The 15,819-nt window shown below is 64.0% G+C and carries 16 protein-coding genes; 4 read left to right on the plus strand and 12 right to left on the minus strand.

Annotated elements, in window-relative coordinates; all coding sequences use genetic code 11:
* Positions 1-159 precede the first annotated feature (159 nt).
* The 8 genes from RUH75_RS09870 to RUH75_RS09905 form a co-directional block, all read right to left on the minus strand.
* Positions 160-582, minus strand: a complete 423-nt coding sequence (locus RUH75_RS09870; RefSeq protein WP_313805253.1) for a DUF2147 domain-containing protein — start codon at positions 580-582, stop codon at positions 160-162.
* 135 nt (positions 583-717) lie between these two features.
* Complete coding sequence (locus tag RUH75_RS09875; RefSeq protein ID WP_313805256.1) at positions 718-1,710, minus strand: type II secretion system F family protein; 993 nt, start codon at positions 1,708-1,710, stop codon at positions 718-720.
* Between the two features lie 14 nt (positions 1,711-1,724).
* Complete coding sequence (locus tag RUH75_RS09880) at positions 1,725-2,723, minus strand: type II secretion system F family protein (RefSeq protein WP_313805260.1); 999 nt, start codon at positions 2,721-2,723, stop codon at positions 1,725-1,727.
* Positions 2,724-2,804: 81 nt separating this feature from the next.
* Positions 2,805-4,091 (minus strand): pilus assembly protein CpaE, encoded by a 1,287-nt coding sequence (locus RUH75_RS09885; protein WP_313805263.1) that lies wholly within the window; start codon positions 4,089-4,091, stop codon positions 2,805-2,807.
* 1 nt (position 4,092) lies between these two features.
* Positions 4,093-4,749, minus strand: a complete 657-nt coding sequence (locus tag RUH75_RS09890; RefSeq protein ID WP_313805266.1) for a CpaD family pilus assembly protein — start codon at positions 4,747-4,749, stop codon at positions 4,093-4,095.
* A gap of 17 nt (positions 4,750-4,766) precedes the next feature.
* Positions 4,767-6,335, minus strand: coding sequence for a type II and III secretion system protein family protein (locus RUH75_RS09895; protein ID WP_313805268.1), 1,569 nt, complete (start codon positions 6,333-6,335; stop codon positions 4,767-4,769).
* Position 6,336: 1 nt separating this feature from the next.
* Positions 6,337-7,353: a Flp pilus assembly protein CpaB gene (cpaB, locus tag RUH75_RS09900; protein WP_313805270.1), complete on the minus strand. Its 1,017-nt coding sequence runs from the start codon at positions 7,351-7,353 to the stop codon at positions 6,337-6,339.
* 51 nt (positions 7,354-7,404) lie between these two features.
* Positions 7,405-7,878: a prepilin peptidase gene (locus RUH75_RS09905; protein WP_313805272.1), complete on the minus strand. Its 474-nt coding sequence runs from the start codon at positions 7,876-7,878 to the stop codon at positions 7,405-7,407.
* A 42-nt stretch (positions 7,879-7,920) separates the two neighbouring features.
* Between RUH75_RS09905 and RUH75_RS09910 the strand changes: the two genes are divergently transcribed.
* Positions 7,921-8,886 (plus strand): alpha/beta hydrolase, encoded by a 966-nt coding sequence (locus RUH75_RS09910; protein WP_313805420.1) that lies wholly within the window; start codon positions 7,921-7,923, stop codon positions 8,884-8,886.
* A complete protein-coding gene (locus RUH75_RS09915; RefSeq protein WP_313805274.1) occupies positions 8,883-9,986 on the plus strand; it encodes an FAD-binding oxidoreductase in 1,104 nt (367 codons plus the stop codon). The genes RUH75_RS09910 and RUH75_RS09915 overlap by 4 nt, the downstream gene beginning before the upstream one ends.
* A 19-nt stretch (positions 9,987-10,005) precedes the next feature.
* Here the strand turns inward: RUH75_RS09915 and RUH75_RS09920 are convergent, their stop codons facing one another.
* On the minus strand, positions 10,006-11,316 hold the full coding sequence (locus RUH75_RS09920; protein WP_313805276.1) for a lipopolysaccharide biosynthesis protein: 1,311 nt from the start codon (positions 11,314-11,316) through the stop codon (positions 10,006-10,008).
* Positions 11,317-11,435: 119 nt separating this feature from the next.
* On the opposite strand from RUH75_RS09920, the gene RUH75_RS09925 reads away from it, so the two are divergent.
* Entirely contained in the window at positions 11,436-12,203 is a 768-nt protein-coding gene (locus tag RUH75_RS09925) for a phosphocholine cytidylyltransferase family protein (protein WP_313805280.1), read from the plus strand.
* Here the strand turns inward: RUH75_RS09925 and RUH75_RS09930 are convergent.
* From RUH75_RS09930 to RUH75_RS09940, 3 genes are read right to left on the minus strand one after another with little or no spacing between them, the layout of a single operon-like run.
* Positions 12,191-12,619, minus strand: coding sequence for an HIT family protein (locus RUH75_RS09930; RefSeq protein ID WP_313805284.1), 429 nt, complete (start codon positions 12,617-12,619; stop codon positions 12,191-12,193). The genes RUH75_RS09925 and RUH75_RS09930 overlap by 13 nt on opposite strands.
* Before the next feature lie 18 nt (positions 12,620-12,637).
* Positions 12,638-13,726 (minus strand): CDP-alcohol phosphatidyltransferase family protein, encoded by a 1,089-nt coding sequence (locus tag RUH75_RS09935; RefSeq protein WP_313805286.1) that lies wholly within the window; start codon positions 13,724-13,726, stop codon positions 12,638-12,640.
* Positions 13,723-14,814, minus strand: coding sequence for a glycosyl transferase (locus tag RUH75_RS09940; RefSeq protein WP_313805288.1), 1,092 nt, complete (start codon positions 14,812-14,814; stop codon positions 13,723-13,725). The genes RUH75_RS09935 and RUH75_RS09940 overlap by 4 nt, the downstream gene beginning before the upstream one ends.
* A 155-nt stretch (positions 14,815-14,969) precedes the next feature.
* On the opposite strand from RUH75_RS09940, the gene RUH75_RS09945 reads away from it, so the two are divergent.
* Positions 14,970-15,758 carry a succinate dehydrogenase iron-sulfur subunit gene (locus RUH75_RS09945; RefSeq protein WP_313805290.1) on the plus strand — a complete coding sequence of 263 codons (789 nt, stop codon included), beginning with the start codon at positions 14,970-14,972 and terminating at the stop codon, positions 15,756-15,758.
* The last annotated feature ends 61 nt before the right edge of the window (positions 15,759-15,819 follow it).

The raw sequence follows: 15,819 nt of genomic DNA on the forward strand, positions 1-15,819 counted from the left end.
CGTTTGAACTGGGCTCCTGCCTTCGCAGGAGCACGGTGCGCTTCAGGGAAGGGTCAGTAGCGGACCGTCCGACAACCGCCCTTCTCCGTCATCCCAGCGGAGGCTGGGATGACGAAATGGATTGTGGCTGACTTCCACCTCCACCCATAACTGCCGTCTCTATCTTACGGGCGTCCAGGTCTGCGTCTTGCAGAAGAACATGATGCAGCCCTGTACCTTGAGCGTTCCATCGCCATTGCGGCTGACCTTGCTGTTATAGGTCTTGCCGCTTTCCGGGTCGTAGATCGAACCCTTCCAGAGATCGCCCGCGTCGGCAAAGCCGGTGAGCAGCGCCAGCCCGGCCAGTGGCTTGCTGCGCAGCGCCGGATCGGGATTCTGGATGTCGGTCTGGGGTCGGCCGGGAGTGGGCTTCACGATCTTCTCGATTCGGCCGCAGAGCGTCTTGCCGCAGGGCGCGATCTGGACGATCGCCTTGCCCTCGACCGTGGCCCAGCGTCCGGTGATGGGTTGTGCCGCCCAAGCGGGCAGGGCGGCGGCCAGCGTTAGAAGGATGAGAGCGCCGCGGATGGCGATAAGGGGCATGAACCTCTCCATATTGTCCGTCTTCACGGTTCGGATAAGGCGAAACCGGCCGTGCCGCCAAGGCGAAAAATCAACGGTTTCTTGCCGGTTCCGAAGGGACGCTACGGCAGCGCCCGTGCCGCCCCTCTCAACTTTTCAGAAGGCCTTGCTGATCGAGCAGGCCGCCGGGCCCAGAATGACGACGAACAGGGTCGGCAGGATGAAGAGAATCAGCGGCACCGTCATGATCGCGGGCAGGCGCGCGGCCTTTTCCTCGGCGCGCATCATGCGTTCATGGCGGAATTCGGCCGACAGCACGCGCAGCGCCGATGCGAGAGGCGTGCCGTATTTCTCGGTCTGGATCATGGTCGTCACCACGCCCTTCACCGCGTCCAGCTTGACGCGGGTGGCAAGGTTCTCGAAAGCCATGCGCCGTTCGGTGAGGAAGCTGAGTTCGATCGCCGTCAGATGAAATTCGTCGCCCAGTTCCGGATAGGCCTTGCCCAGTTCGCGGGCGACGCGGCTGAAGGCGGCATCGACGGTCAGGCCCGCCTCGGCGCAGATCACCAGCAGATCGAGCGCGTCGGGCAGCCCCTTGCGGATTGCGGCAGAGCGCTTTTGAATCTTGTTGTCGATGAAGATGTCGGGCGCCTTGTAGGACAGCAGCAGCGCGCCTGCAAAGGCCATGAAGCGCTTGGCCCCGCCCCATTCGGGGAAGATGCCCACGGCATAGAGCAGCAGCGCGGCGGCGCCGCCGATGACGATCGGCAGGATCAGGCGGCCGAAAATCACCGCGACGGCCCAGTCCTTGGATCGTATGCCGGCTTGCGCCAGGCGGATTTGCGCATCCTTCAGCTGATCGTCCTGCAACACCTTCAGGCTTGACAGGAAGGACCGCATCTGGTCCGTCGCCTGGTTCTTCTTGACCAGCTTCGCGCGGCGGCGCGCGGTGGAGGCGGTGATCCCGGCCTTCAGCTGTTCGCGCCGTTCGTTCAATGCCTTGACCCGCTTCGCCATCGGATCGCGCACGGTCATCACCGCGTAAAGGGCGAACAGCGTCGCCAGCGTCGCCAGCGCGGCGAGCAGCGTGCCGAAATCGGTGGCGGTCAGACCGAACAGGGTGCCTGCGGGGACGGGTATATTTTCCATCTTCTGGGGCCCTGTCAGATTTCGAAGTTGATCATCTGCGCCATGATGAAAGCGCCGATCGCCATCCAGCACATGCCGCCGATGCCGATGACCTGCATGGTCGAAAGACCGAACACGCCTGCCGGATCGGGGGTGAAGAAGGGCGACATGTAATTATAATTTATGTAGCAGATCAGGCCGAAGACCAGGAAAGGCAGCACGCCGATGATATAGGCGGACGCCTTGGATTCCGAGGACATGGCGCGGATCTTGAGCTTCATCTGCGCGCGCTGGCGCAGCACCGTCGCCAGATTGGACAGGGTTTCCGCCAGGTTGCCGCCGGTTTCCCGCTGGATCGCCAGGCTGATCACGAAGAACTGGAATTCCGGCGTGCCCAGCCGATCGGCGGTTTCCTGCAACGCCTGGTCCATGGTCTTGCCGATCTTGATGCGTTCGGTGATCTGCTTGAATTCCTCGCCCACGGGACCGGGAATTTCGCTCGACACGACGTTCAGCGTTTCCGCGATCGGCAGGCCTGAGCGCAGGCCGCGCGTCAGCAGTTCCAGCGCGTCCGGGAATTTGGCGTTGAATTTCTGAACGCGCCCCTTGATCAGCCGGCTGACCCACATGTGCGGCAGGCCGAGGCCGGCGGCGAGGCCAAGCATCACCGCGAACAAGGGCGGGAAGCCGCGCAGCATCAGCAGAGCGCAAAGCAGCAGGAAGATCACCGCGCAGGTGGTCATATACTGGCTGACCGTCCATTTCTTGCCGGTCATGCGGATGCGCTTGGCCAGATTTTCCGGATTGGGCACCAGCGACACCAGCATCGATGCCTCGTTGCTGGCCGGACGATTGGAAATCGCCTTGCGCATGCGGGCTTCCAGCATGGCTTCGGTGGAATCGCTGTGCCGGCCGCGGATCGTCTCCATGCGGCGTTTCTGCGCCTTGACGGGAGAGGGGCCGGCAAAGGCCATGACGATCAAGCCCAGCATGGTCGTCAGCAGCACCGCCATCAGGATGATATTGCCGTTCATCTGCCTGCCTGCTCCAAATCCGGTTCCGTCAAAGGTCAGCCGCTCCCCGGAATGCCAGGGGGCGGGCGTGACCGTCCTGCCTCAGGCCGCGCCTTTTTCCTTGCGACGGGAGGGGATCATGCTCTTGAGGTCGCTGATCTTGCCCAGTAGGGAATCGCCCTTCCTGGCCGGGGGTGAACCGCCCTCATTGGCCTCGGCATCCTCCGCCGCGCCCAAAACGCTGTCCAGCAGCATGGCGCAGGCGGCGCCGACCTTGCTGCCCTTGGCTGTTTCCGCCAGCGTCTTGCCGAGCTTCGCGGCCTGCGATGCGACCTTGAGGTCGAAGGGGATCAGCAGGTCGACCTTGCGTTCGATCGACTGTTCGAAATCCTTGCGGCTGATCTCCAGCGCGCCCGGATGGACGCGATTGGCCACCACCAGCGCGCGCGATTGGGGCGCATTGGTCTTGAGCCAGGAGAGAATGCGGATCGAATCGCGTGCCGCCGCCAGCGTCAATTCGGTGACGACCACGGTGACGTTCACGTCGCTCATCAGATGCGGGTGCTGGATCAGCATGCCGCGCGGCAGGTCGATGACGCTGCATTCGAAGGCAGCGCGGAATTCCTCCAGCAATTGATAGAAGGCGCCGCCGTCGGTCAACAGGGGCTGGCTGATCGGTGCTTCGGCCGACAGGATGGCGAGCGTGTCGCTGGCGCGGACCATGGCGCGCTCGATGAACAGACCGTCGATACGGCTGGGATTTTCGATCGCGTCGGTCAGGCCGCGGCCGGGTTCCAGGTCCATCGCCAGCGCATTGGTGCCGAAATGGACATCAAGGTCGAGCAGGGCGGTCGGCCGCTTCTTCTTGTCGCTCAGCAGCCAGGCGAGCGAGGTGGCGATGCTGGATGCGCCCACGCCGCCGCGCGTGCCGATGACGGCGGTGGTCATGTGCGGGCGTTCGGGGCCAGCATCGCGGGGCGCAAAGAATACCGCCTGCGCCTGCGCCAGCGCGTCGCGCAACTGATCGGCGCCGAAGGGCTTGAGCAGATAGTCCTGAATGCCGCTGGACAGCAGGTCGCGGTAGAGGCGCACGTCATTGACCTGACCTGCCGCGATGACGACCGTGCCGGGCTCGCACACTTCGGCAAGGCTGTTGATGTCGTTCAGCGGATCGCCGCTTTCCGACATGTCGATGAACAGGATCTGGGGCGATGCGGTGATCGACAGGCTCTGCACCGCATTGCGCATGCCGCCCTTGTTCACCTTTTCCGGCGCCCATCCCATTTCGGCGGCGACCACGCGCAGCAGGTCGAAGCTGTGATCGTCGCAGACGAAGGCGTGAAACGGGTCGCGCTGGCCGGCCGCGCCGGGTTTCCAGGGAGCATTCATATCACTTGCCTCCGGTCAGGGTCTTGAGGTCGCCGGAACCGGTCGGAGCCTTTTCGCGATAGGTGGAGATCGCGCGGTTCGACGTGGCGGTCCGTAGGTCGCTGTCGGTGCTCTGGCCCCGGACGAGATCTTCCGGATTGGCGATCATCGCTGCCAGATTGCTATTCACGCCGCAGCCGAAATTGGACGATGCGCCCAGTTGCTGGTCGGTTTCCGGCTTGTCGGACCAGTCTGGACAACCCGGTACGCGGGCGCTGGCGCGGCGCACGATCAGGCGGACGCTGCCCTGCGGCGCGGTGCCGGCCGCGGCGGTGCTGTCTTCCCCCACCAGCATGCCGTGGCGGGCCACGACATCGGCAATGCCTTCGCGCAAGGCCGGGCTGTAATAGGCCGCGTCAGTCGCCATGGCGACCTGATCGCCATAGCCCAGACCGATCGAGCCGAACCAATCGTCGAGGCGGCGGGCTTCCGAGGCGGTCAGGCCACCATCGGGACCAGCCTGCACGTCATAGGTGAAGCTGGTGTGGCTGACGACCGGCTGATGCACCGACTCCACGCCGCGATTGGCGCCCTGATCCGTCTGGCAGGCGGCCAGCGACAACGCCATGAGGGCTGGCGCGCCGAGGCGGAGGATGGATTTGCGGGACTGGAAAGTCATGTCTTTCGTCCTTCGGATCAGAAGCTGAAGCCTGGCGCGGCGTCTTTCGAACGCTTGCCGGAGTCTCGTGCTGTGTCTCGGGCGGCGACGGGCGGCAGCGCCGCCGAAGCCTGCGGGCTCGGCGCGGGCACCGGTTCCCCGGGGGCGCGGCTCGGCATTGGGGCGCGGGCGCCGCTGATGCCGTCATGGCCCTGTTGCAGGAACAGGCCCTGACCCTCATTGGCGTTGCGGAAGCCGTCCGTCGGCAGGCGCACGCTCGATGCATTCATCGGCTTCACCAGATAGGGGGTGACGACGATGACGAGTTCCGTCTCGTTGCGCTGGAAATTGCGCGACTTGAACAGGCTGCCCAGGATCGGCAGGTTACCGAGACCGGGAACTTTGTTGATATTGTTCGCGGTATCGCTGCTCAACAGGCCAGCGATCATGAAGGCCTGGCCCGAGCCCAGCTCGACCGTGGTTTCGGCGGTACGGCTCTTGAGGGCCGGAACGCTGGCGTTGATGGAAAAATCGAGGCTTGATACGGTCGGACGGACGCGCAGCGAGATGCGGCCGTCAGCCAGCACGGTCGGCGTAAAGGCCAGCTGCACGCCATATTGCTTGAATTCGATGCTGTTGCCCTGCGTGCCGTTGCTGACAGTATAGGGATATTCGCCGCCTGCCAGGAAGCTTGCCGTTTCACCTGACAGCGAGGTCAGGTTGGGCTGGGCGAGGGTGGTGGCGAGGCCGCTTGATTCCGCTAGATCCAGCGCGGCGGCGACGTCGATTCCTAATATCTTGGCGATGCCACCTAGGCTGAAGCTGCCATCAAGAGGAGTATTGAAAGTCCAATAGCTGGGCGTACCAGTTGATGTATAGGTGCCATCGGAATTGAGTGTTTGTGTCAGGCTGCCTCGCGTATAAGTCGCAAAATTGCGTGTGCCTCCGCCGATATTGCCGGCCACATTGCCACCGCTTCGATCGACCGACGCGAAGTTGGTGCCGATCTTGTGACCGACATCCTTGCTGACTTCGGAAATCTTGACCTGCAGCATGACCTGAAGCGGCGTCGCGGTGCGCAGGCGGCTCACCACCGTTACCTCCTTGCCGACGAAGGCCTGCGTCAGCCGTTCGGCTTCCGCTGCGTCTTCGGGGGCGGCGATGGTGCCGGTCAGCAGGACCATGCCGTTCATCTTGTTCACTGCAATGTCCGCGTTCGGCATCGCCAGTTTCAGCATTTCATCAATGCTGGTCAGGTTGTTGCCGACTCGAACCGTGCCGGAAAACAGCACCTTGCCATTGGTAGCCGTCGCGAACACGGTGGTTTCGCCCGCCTTCTTCGCGATCAGATAAAGCTGGTTCTGCGACCGGACATGGACGTCGACCACATCGGGATCGCCGATCACCACATCCGACATTTTGGCCGGCAGGTTGATCACCTTGCTGCCGCCCACCGACATCAGGATCGCATTGTCCTGCATCGAAACGGGCGCGGCGTTGAGCGCGACGGTGGGCGCAGCCGCGGCGGCGACCGCCAGACCGAGCGCGATGGCCGGGCCGAGCAGCGGCTTGGCCGCGCTCTGGCGATGAACAGTAAACCCTTTCATCTTACTTCCCCCCGACCGGAACGACGGTCACGTTGGTGCCACGGGCGATGCGGATCACAGGGCCCTGGCTGACGATGACACCGGCGGGCGCGCCCGCCATGGGAGCGCCGCCCGCGGGCATGCCTTGCAGGGGCTTGGCGGGGACGCTGCTGCGCTGATAGCGCGAGACATCGGCGCCGGTGGAATAGGTGCCGCCCCTGTCGACCGGGCGGGTGGCGATGCTGGCAAGGACCTTCTTTTCGGCATTGGGATTGCTGCCGTCGGGCAGGTCCAGATCGCTGCCGGCAATGGCGGCGTCCAGTTCCGACGAATTGTCCGCCAACGAACGCAGCGAAAGCGAGAGCGAGCCGATGGTCTGCGCGACAGCGATCTTCTCGGCAATCTTGGGCGTCACTTCGATGGTGACGTTGGAATAGGTCTGGACCACCGGCTTGCCGTCCGAGCCCAGCGCGTCCATGCGCTGGTCGGTGGCCAGCACGCGCAGGTTGCGCAGGATGGTTTCGGAAACCTTGAGCGGTTCGCCGTCGCCGCCGCCGCTAACGCTCTGCGTCAGGACCAGGTCGACGCGGTCGCCGGGGAAGACGAAGCCCGCGACCGAATTCTGCGCCGATACCGGCACCGTCACGGCGCGCATGCCCGGCCCGAGTGCGGCGGCCAGGAAGCCGCGATCGCCCGGCTTGATCACTGAACCCACGGTCATGGGCTGGCCGGCGGAGATGGCGGTGCGGATGACGCTGCCCACCAGCTTCTGCGGGTCGGCCTGACCTTTCAGATAATAGGCCTGCTCGACCAGATCCTTGGGCCAGGGCTGGAAGCGGAAGCTCTCCGCATCCAATATGGTGCCCACGGGCAGGGCCTTGGTGGCGACCAGCACATGCGGCTGGTCCGCCTCTACCGGCATGGACGATGCACCCGCCTGCGGAGCGCCTGACGAACTCAGCATGTTGCGTGCGAGCAAGGCTGTAGTGATCGCTATGATAAGCGCTCCCACCAACAGCACGATCTTCTTGGCATCCATGATGAAATTCGCCTCCCTCAATCAGACGAGTTGCGCCTGAGCCCCGGATGTTCACGCAAATTGGTTAATATATCGTTCGCCAATCAGCCAAAGCGCGGCGACCGATATGGCAATGCCATAGGGGATTTGCGGCTGCCCCAGCCGCCGGGTCATGCGATGGTGCACGACGGTTATGATGGTGACGACGCCCCCCAGCATCGCCATCAGCATCAACATCGACAGGGTCGCCTGCCACGGAAACCAGAGCGCCAGCGCTCCGAGCAGCTTCACATCGCCGCCACCCATGCATCCAAAGGCGAACAGCGCGGCAAAGGCGATGAACACGATCAATGCGACCAGCAGTTGCACCGCCATGCCCGGCCAGAACGGCAGGCCGCAGGCCAGCCACCAGAGCGGCGCCAGCGCGGCGACCGTCAGGTTCAGCCGATTGGAGATGATGCGCGACCGCAGATCGGTGACAGACGCCACGATCAACAGCAAAGCCAGGGCGCCAATCAGCGCCAGTCTGAAAATATCCCCCGTCATGGGTTCGAAAGTGTAGACCCGATGGCTTACCAAAGCGTAACCATGCCGCCGATGGATTCGCCCCGCTTCGTTCCCAGCCTTTTCGATCGCCGCGTCTGGCCGATGGACGGGCGGCTTGATTATTGGAATGCGCCCGATGGCTGGCCGCTGCGGCGCTATCGCCTGGGCGAGGGCAGGCGCGGCCGGATGCTGGTGCTGGGCGGCCGGGGGGACATGATCGAGAAATATCTCGAAGTCATCCGCCACTGGGCGGATCGCGGCTGGGCCGTGACCAGCTTCGACTGGCGCGGGCAGGGCGGGTCGGGCCGGACGACCGGAGATCCGCTTTGCGGGCATATCGACGATTTCGGCGCATGGATTGCCGACCTCAATGCCTTTGCCGCCGACTGGCGCGCTGAGGGGGAGGGGCCGAGGGTGATCGTCGCGCATAGCATGGGCGGCCATCTGCTGCTGCGGGCGCTGGCCGAGGGGATGGCGGCGCCCGATGCGGCGGTGACGGTGGCGCCGATGATGGGGGTGCATACAATGCCCCTGCCGCGCTGGCTGGCGGTCGGCATCGCGGAGGCGATGTGCAGGCTGGGCCATGCCGATAAACAGGCCTGGACGCAGAAGGAGGAATCCGAACGGCAGCGGCGGATGCGGCAGAAACGGCTGACCCATGATCCTGAACGCTATGCCGATGAGCTGTGGTGGCGGGATCACAGCCGCGACGTGGCGTTGGGGCCGCCCAGTTGGAAATGGGTCGCGCAGGCTCTGCATTCCACGCATGCGTTGGAGCAGGGGCAGGGGATCGAGCGGATCGTCATGCCCTTGCTGATCCTGGCGGCGCAAACCGACCAGCTCGTTTCGACTCCCGCCATAAGACGCATCGCCGCGCGGATTCCCGGCGCGCGGCTGCATGTCTACGGGCGCGAGGCGGCGCACGAGATATTGCGGGAACTGGACCCGGTGCGGCTGGATGCGCTGGCGCGGATCGATGGCTTCCTGGATGAGGTTGCGCCCCGATGACCCGGCCCGATATCGTCGTCGTCGGCGGCGGGATTGCCGGGGCCAGCCTTGGCGCGGCGCTGGCGGAGCATGCCAGTGTGCTGATGCTGGAGATGGAAACCTGCGCCGGTTATCACGCCACTGGCCGGTCCGTCGCCTTTTGGGAGGAAACCTATGGCGGGCTGGCTGTCCAGCCGCTGACCACCGCGTCGGGACCTATATTGGCTGCGCCCGATCCCGATTTTTCCGATGTTTCCTTTCTGTCGCCCCGCCGGACGCTGCATGTCGGGCGGGCGCAGGATGGAGTCGCGCGGGATCAATTGCTGCGCGCCTTCGGCGACAAGGTGAGGCTGGAACCGGTCGATCCTGCAACGCTGGTTCCGGGGCTTCGGCCGGAATGGACTTTGGGCGTGCTGGAGCCGGGCGTTTGCGACATCGACGTGGCGGCGCTGCATCAGGCCTGGCTGCGGCAGTTCCGCCGGCGGGGGGGCGAGATCCGGCTGGCGACGACGCTGAAAGGGGCCATGCGGTCGGCTGGCGGTTGGCGGATCGAAACGGACAAGGGCGCGATGGATTGCGGCATCATCGTCAACGCGGCAGGAGCCTGGGCGGATGTGGTTGCGGCGGCCTGCGGCGTGGAACCGATCGGTATCGCTCCGCTGCGGCGAACGGTCGTGCAATTGCGCGTGCCCACCATGCCCTCCGCCGACCTGCCGCTGGTCATGGACCTTGCCTCGCAATTCTATTTCAGGCCGGAGAGCGAGGGACGCGTCTGGCTGACTCCGCATGATGAGGAACCATCGCCGCCATGCGACGCCGCGCCTGAAGAACTGGCCGTGGCGAGCGCGGTCGCGCGCTTCCAGGCGGTGGTGGATTGGCCGGTCGAAGCGGTGGAGCGGAAATGGGCGGGCCTGCGCAGCTTTTCCCGCGACCGGGCGCCGGTTTATGGCTTCGATCCGGCGACGCGAGGCTTTTTCTGGTTCGCCGGGCAGGGAGGGTTCGGCATCCAGACCTCGCCTGCCGCAGCCCTGCTGGCGGCCGCCCTGCTGAGGGGGGAGGCGTTGCCGCCCGCAGTCGCCGCTATCGATCCGGCTCCCTATTCTCCTGCACGCTTTTGCTAGGGCAATGAGTGAGGCCGGTTCAGTGCCCCACTGTTTTCCGGCTCGCCAGCCCCATCATCGCAAAGCCCGCGACGGAAGCGATGATATTCGCGCTGGCTGCGCCGATCGTCCCATAGATGGGAAGCAACGCGGCCTGCATTCCCAGCAGGAGGCCTGTGGAAACCAGCGTGATCCGTAGCGACAGGCTTGCCCGATCGGTCGCCATCAGCAGTGGGCGATAGCTCACACCGACCAGATCGATGCAGGCTGCGATGCCGAGCAGCAGCAGCAGTGGATAGGCCGGCAGGAATTCGCTGCCGGCAATCAGCCCCAGCAGGGGATGCCCGATGGTCAGGATCAGCGCGATGATGACCGCGCCCGCAATGAATGCCAGCCGGTTGGTTCGCCGGAACAGCGTCCCCAGCGCTTGCGCGCCGTGGCTCGAATGGGTGCGGCTCAGTTCCACGAAGATGCTGCGCGAGAGCAGGCTGGAAATCTTGGTCAGCGAATTGGCGAGCTGGTTGGCGAGCCGGTACAGGCCGGCTCCGGCCGGTCCCACGAACAGGCCGACCACCAGTACCGCTACCTGCTGGCCCACCGAAGATAACGTGGTCTGCAAATTGGTCGCGGTGAGAAAGCCGACAATGCCGGGGTTTTCCGCCCGCGCATCCCACGCGCGGCCCGCCCGCCAATGGCCAAGCTTGTCACCCCCGATGCTGATCGCCAGCCACCAGTAGCTGGCCGCGCAAAGCAGCTCCGCAGCGCCCCATGCAATCAGGAAGCCCGTCACGTTGGGCATCAGCACCCAGGCCAGCGCCGCGCCGATCATCCGCCCGACGGGGATCATCGTTTCGGCAAAGGCGCCCGAATCGAAACGGTCGAACAGCCGCAGCACGCCGGTCGGGCTGGACCGGATGGTGATCATCATCACCATGCAGAAGATCCAGGCTTGCCAGCCCATGTCGGCCGATAATTCCATCAGCGATCCGAAGGCGAGGATGACGAAGGCCGCGATCAGCCCTCCGGCAAGGGCTGAGGCCAGATCGATGAGGATGCACAAGCGCAGCACCCGGTTCAGCGCATCGCCATCGCCGGACGCCAGATGCGGCTGGCCATAGCGGACCACGATCTGCCAGCTGTCGAAGCTCACCAGCGTCTTGATCACGTTGGCGGCGCTCAGCACCAGCGCGAACCGACCGAAATCGGCGACGCCCAAAGTGCGCGTGACAATGGCGAGATAGGCAAGGCTCAGCACCGCGCCCACGCCCTTGCCGCCCAGCAGCCAGCCGGTATTCGCCAGGATGCGGGCGAAGCCTTCCTCAGCGCCAGCCGATCCGCGCTTGCTCGTCACTAGACTACCGGCCTTTCCCTGGCGCGCCGACCGACCGGCGCGCGTCTATCTAGGATCGGGTAGGGTGCGATGCAACACATGCTGTCCATCGCGCGGTCTTTGCTCTAAAGCCCGGCTCCATGAGCATCACAAAAGCCATCATCCTTTCCGCGGGACAGGGATCGCGCCTTCTTCCCCTGACCCGCGACGTGCCCAAATGCATGATCGATTTCAACGGCCGCACGCTGATCAGCTGGCAGATCGCGGCGCTGGCCGCCAATGGCGTGACCGACATCGTCGTCGTCACCGGATTTCGCACGGAACGGGTGGAGGATCATGCGCTGCAACTCTATCGCGACACCGGCGCGCGCATCCGCACCGTGTTCAATCCCTTCTTTCAGGTCGCGGACAATCTCGGCACCTGCTGGATCGTGCGGGAGGAGATGGACCGCGACTTCATCATCCTGAACGGCGACACCATCGTATCGGACGAGATCGTCGGCAAGCTGATCGCGGGCGCGCAGGATGCGATCACCGTGACGGTCGACGTCAAGCAGGGCGATTATGACGATGACGACATGAAGGTGAACCGAGATGAGACGGGCCGCCTCCACGCCATCGGCAAGCGGCTCTTGCCGCCCGACACCAATGCCGAATCGATCGGCATGCTGGCGTTCAAGGGGGAGGGAGCGGCGATCTTCCGCAATCAGATCGACCAGATGATGCGCACGCCGGAGGGCGTCGAGCGCTGGTATCTGCGCGCCATCGACATCATCGCCAAGGGCAATCGCGTCGGCACCGTCTCGATCGAGGGGCTGGACTGGCAGGAAGTCGACTTCCCGCAGGATGTTGAGGCGGCGAAGACGCTCACCGCCCGTTGGCTGGCCGAGGGGCGTTACGCGAAATAGGGCTTCAGCCAGGCGGTCAGCGCTGCGATCTGTTCGGAGTCGAGCTTGACCGCGCTGCCGAGGTCGGGCTGCCCCGGCCATCCCGCGTCGGGAATCGCGATGCCTGCATGGTCCCGGCTGCCTTCGTAACGGGGCAGCACATGGAAGTGCACATGCGGATCGACCATCATCAGCATCAGATAATTGAGTTTCCGATAGCTGACGGCCTCGGTCAGCGCCTTTTCAATCGCCTTGGTCACGATGGCGAGTTCAGCATGGGCCTCCGCCGCCAGATCGCCAAAAGCGGTGGCGTCCGACTTGGCTGCAAGCACCAGGGACCCCAGCGTCGGCTGAGCGGGTCGTAGCAGAACCACCCAATGCTCGAACTCGGCAATCAATGTTGCCGGAAAGCCGAATTTCCCGATGGTCGCGTTCATGCACCAATCTCCCTCAATTCATGCCTCCATCCAACTGACGACAGACCGGCCGGAGCGTTGCACGCCATAGGCCTGCATCAGCCGCGCCGCATGGACGATCAGCGAAATCACGGTCCACCAGGCGAGCGCGATCAGCCCTATGTCCGGCCGCCCCGCCAGCAGCGCGATGAACAGGATCACCATATTGGGATTGCGCCGCGCGGTGATCAGCCGGAACCAGCTATCGAACCGTCCCCAGACATGGATGTCCATGCCGAAATCCTTGATGAACATCCCTTCGATCAGCCGTTGCAGCACATAGCCGACGATCACCGCCGCCATCACCAGCGTGAAAGTCTGCGTGGACAGCGCCAGCCCCCAGGCCGACAGGCCCACGCCCCAGAAATACCACCAGAAAGGTGGGTGGATCAGGTCCACGCCGTGGTCCGCGACATTGCCCCATTTGGACGAAGTGATGGTGCAACGGGCAAGCTTTCCATCAACCGTATCCAGCACCATGAAGATAAATCCGGCAAGCATGCCGGTCCAATAGAGGCCCTGGGAAAACAAATAGGTCGCCACCACGCAGAGCGTCGCGCCGATGGCCGTCACCATATTCGGCGTCATGCCGAGGGAAGCCGCCAGCCGCGTCAGCCACAGCGCCAGTTCGGGCCAGAGATATTTGGTCAGCAGGTCCGTCACGCCTTTATAGGCGCCAAAATAGCTTTGCCGCTCGATGCCCCGCCGGGTCGCGGGGGTGAGTTCCCTGACAAAGGGGCGCTCGAGCTTGCGCAACTGCCGGTTGTAAAGCTTCCGCCCATCCGACAGGTCGACGATATGTGTCGCGCTCAACGGATCGCTGCCGACCGATATTTGGCCGACGATCGGCGTGGCGCCCCAGGCGAAAACCGTCCCCGGCTCCTCGAGCGCCAATCGCAGCAGCATCGGATCGAAAGCATAGGCCAGATTGAACAGCAGTTCATGCCCCTCCGCCTGGGCGCTGCCGTTTTTCGCCGAACTTTCGGCCATGCGGCGGCAGCGTTCGGCGTTGGGCATGCCCCAGATGCGGGTCGCATTGGCGCCCAGTAGCCGCACCGGTCCCAGAGTGGTCGTGATCGTCTGCGTCATGCGGCCGTGGTCCTTCCGGATTTCCGGGCAAAATCGAGGATGAGGTCAGCCTGCCGTTCGGAGGCGAGGGTGGGGGAGCTGTCAATGGAATCGGACATGGCGGCTTCCTGAGCATCAACGAACCCCGCTTGCAAGCCTGTCGCGCGGTCCAGCGCCATGGGCAGCGCCGTGATATCATCGATCACCTGTCCCAGCCGCCAGTGCGCGAAGGCTTGATCGCCGGTCCAGTCGCGCCGGTCGAGGTTCAGGAACACGCATGGGCGGGGCGTGAGCAGGAATTCGTAAACCTGGCTCGACACATCGCCCAGATAGAGGTCCGCGCTGACGGTGTAGCTCATGTCGATCGAATGGCGGCTGCCCATGTCGACGCGGATATGCGGCGCGTGGGTCCGGATCGGGGCGGCGCGGCTGGCAAGCTTGGTGTGCGGTGCTATGATCACGTTCCAGCCTTCCAGCGCTTCCAGCGCGGCCAGTACTTCCGGGCCATGGCGCACCCATGACGACAGGGCCGGATCGAAATGGGGATTGTAGAGCAAGACCGGCCGGTCATTGTCGAAAAAGCGCTGCGGCGGCGCTTTCAGTTCAAACTTGGCATAGCCGCCGACAGCGCAATTCTGGGGCGCACAAAGGCCCCGGTCGATCATCCGCCGCCGGTCCTTCTCGCCCGCCACCAGAGTGAAATCGAAGGTCGAATGGCGCGCCTTGTATCCGCCCTCCCGATCTCCCGCTCCATGTTTGATGTGCACCATGCGCGACGAAAAGCCCGGCATCTTGCGCAGCCAGCCGCTCGAAATTTCGGTCGTGACCAGCAGGGGGTGGCGGCGAATCGTCGAATAATTGAGCGCCAGCGTCAAAAGGCGCGACGGCTGCCGGAACAGCGAATCGGGCGGGAAGGGCGGACGGCGCAGGCGAACAAGGCGCAACTTCCGATCAGGATCATAACTTGCGATCAGATCGAGAATCCTGTCCGATGGAGACAGGACATGCACGTTGACGTCCGGACGGCCCGACAGCGCGAGCGCCGCGGGCAGCCAGTGGTAAATCTGATGGGCTTCGGCAATGGCCAGAAACGCTATGTCTGTGGGCAATGGCGGGCTCCCTGGGATGTGCCGCGCCGTAACGACAGAGACGGCCCTAAATCAAGCAACAGGTTTTTCTCTTGCGGTCAGTGCTGGACCTTTGCAGATTTTTCGTTATGCGCAACGCCGAACTGAAGGACACATCCGAAGAGGCTTGACGAGCAATGGCCGAATTTGCGTTGCCCAAGAACAGCAAGATCAGCGCCAAGGGCGTTACCCACAAGGCGCCGGACGGGGCCATCAACGTCAAGAGCTTCAAGGTCTATCGCTACGATCCCGACTCCGGTCAGAACCCGCGCTATGACACGTTCGAGATCGATCTCGACAATTGCGGCCCGATGGTTCTGGACGCGCTGCTGAAGATCAAGAATGAATATGATCCGACGCTGACCTTCCGCCGGTCCTGCCGCGAGGGCATTTGCGGTTCCTGTTCGATGAACATGAATGGCCGCAACGGCCTTGCCTGCACCACCTCGATCGAGGAATGCTCGGGCAAGGAAGTGCGCGTCACGCCGCTGCCGCACATGGACGTGATCAAGGATCTGGTCCCGGACTTCACCCATTTCTACGCGCAGTACAACAGCATCAAGCCCTGGCTGCAAACCGTCAGCCCCGCGCCGAGCGGCAAGGAGCGGCTTCAGTCGCCCGCCGACCGCGAGAAGCTGGACGGCCTTTATGAGTGCATCCTGTGCGCCTGCTGCTCGACCAGCTGCCCCAGCTACTGGTGGAACAGCGACAAGTTCCTTGGCCCGGCGATCCTGCTTCAGGCCTATCGCTGGCTGGCCGACAGCCGTGACGAATATACCGGCGAGCGTCTGGACGAGCTGGAAGATCCCTTCCGCCTTTATCGCTGCCACACCATCATGAACTGCGCGAACGTCTGCCCCAAGGGCCTCAGCCCTGCCAAGGCGATCGCCGAAACCAAGAAGATGATGGTAGAGCGCCAGCTCTGACCGGCGTGAGCGACGGGGTGGGTCCTCTGAGCCACGTGCCCGACGGACCGTGGGCCGGCTG

This window comes from Sphingobium sp. (assembly GCF_032153725.1).
In the GTDB taxonomy this organism is placed as follows: Bacteria; Pseudomonadota; Alphaproteobacteria; order Sphingomonadales; family Sphingomonadaceae; genus Sphingobium.

Bases quoted from the DNA above. Each gene is read 5' to 3' on its own strand.
- RUH75_RS09925 (WP_313805280.1), top strand. From the start codon at position 11,436: ATGAGCATCACAAAAGCCATCATCCTTTCCGCGGGACAGGGATCGCGC.
- RUH75_RS09870 (WP_313805253.1), bottom strand. From the start codon at position 582: ATGCCCCTTATCGCCATCCGCGGCGCTCTCATCCTTCTAACGCTGGCC.
- RUH75_RS09930 (WP_313805284.1), bottom strand. From the start codon at position 12,619: ATGAACGCGACCATCGGGAAATTCGGCTTTCCGGCAACATTGATTGCC.
- RUH75_RS09880 (WP_313805260.1), bottom strand. From the start codon at position 2,723: ATGAACGGCAATATCATCCTGATGGCGGTGCTGCTGACGACCATGCTG.
- RUH75_RS09895 (WP_313805268.1), bottom strand. From the start codon at position 6,335: ATGAAAGGGTTTACTGTTCATCGCCAGAGCGCGGCCAAGCCGCTGCTC.
- cpaB (WP_313805270.1), bottom strand. From the start codon at position 7,353: ATGGATGCCAAGAAGATCGTGCTGTTGGTGGGAGCGCTTATCATAGCG.
- RUH75_RS09875 (WP_313805256.1), bottom strand. From the start codon at position 1,710: ATGGAAAATATACCCGTCCCCGCAGGCACCCTGTTCGGTCTGACCGCC.
- RUH75_RS09935 (WP_313805286.1), bottom strand. From the start codon at position 13,726: ATGACGCAGACGATCACGACCACTCTGGGACCGGTGCGGCTACTGGGC.
- RUH75_RS09910 (WP_313805420.1), top strand. From the start codon at position 7,921: ATGCCGCCGATGGATTCGCCCCGCTTCGTTCCCAGCCTTTTCGATCGC.
- RUH75_RS09890 (WP_313805266.1), bottom strand. From the start codon at position 4,749: ATGACTTTCCAGTCCCGCAAATCCATCCTCCGCCTCGGCGCGCCAGCC.
- RUH75_RS09905 (WP_313805272.1), bottom strand. From the start codon at position 7,878: ATGACGGGGGATATTTTCAGACTGGCGCTGATTGGCGCCCTGGCTTTG.
- RUH75_RS09885 (WP_313805263.1), bottom strand. From the start codon at position 4,091: ATGAATGCTCCCTGGAAACCCGGCGCGGCCGGCCAGCGCGACCCGTTT.
- RUH75_RS09915 (WP_313805274.1), top strand. From the start codon at position 8,883: ATGACCCGGCCCGATATCGTCGTCGTCGGCGGCGGGATTGCCGGGGCC.
- RUH75_RS09945 (WP_313805290.1), top strand. From the start codon at position 14,970: ATGGCCGAATTTGCGTTGCCCAAGAACAGCAAGATCAGCGCCAAGGGC.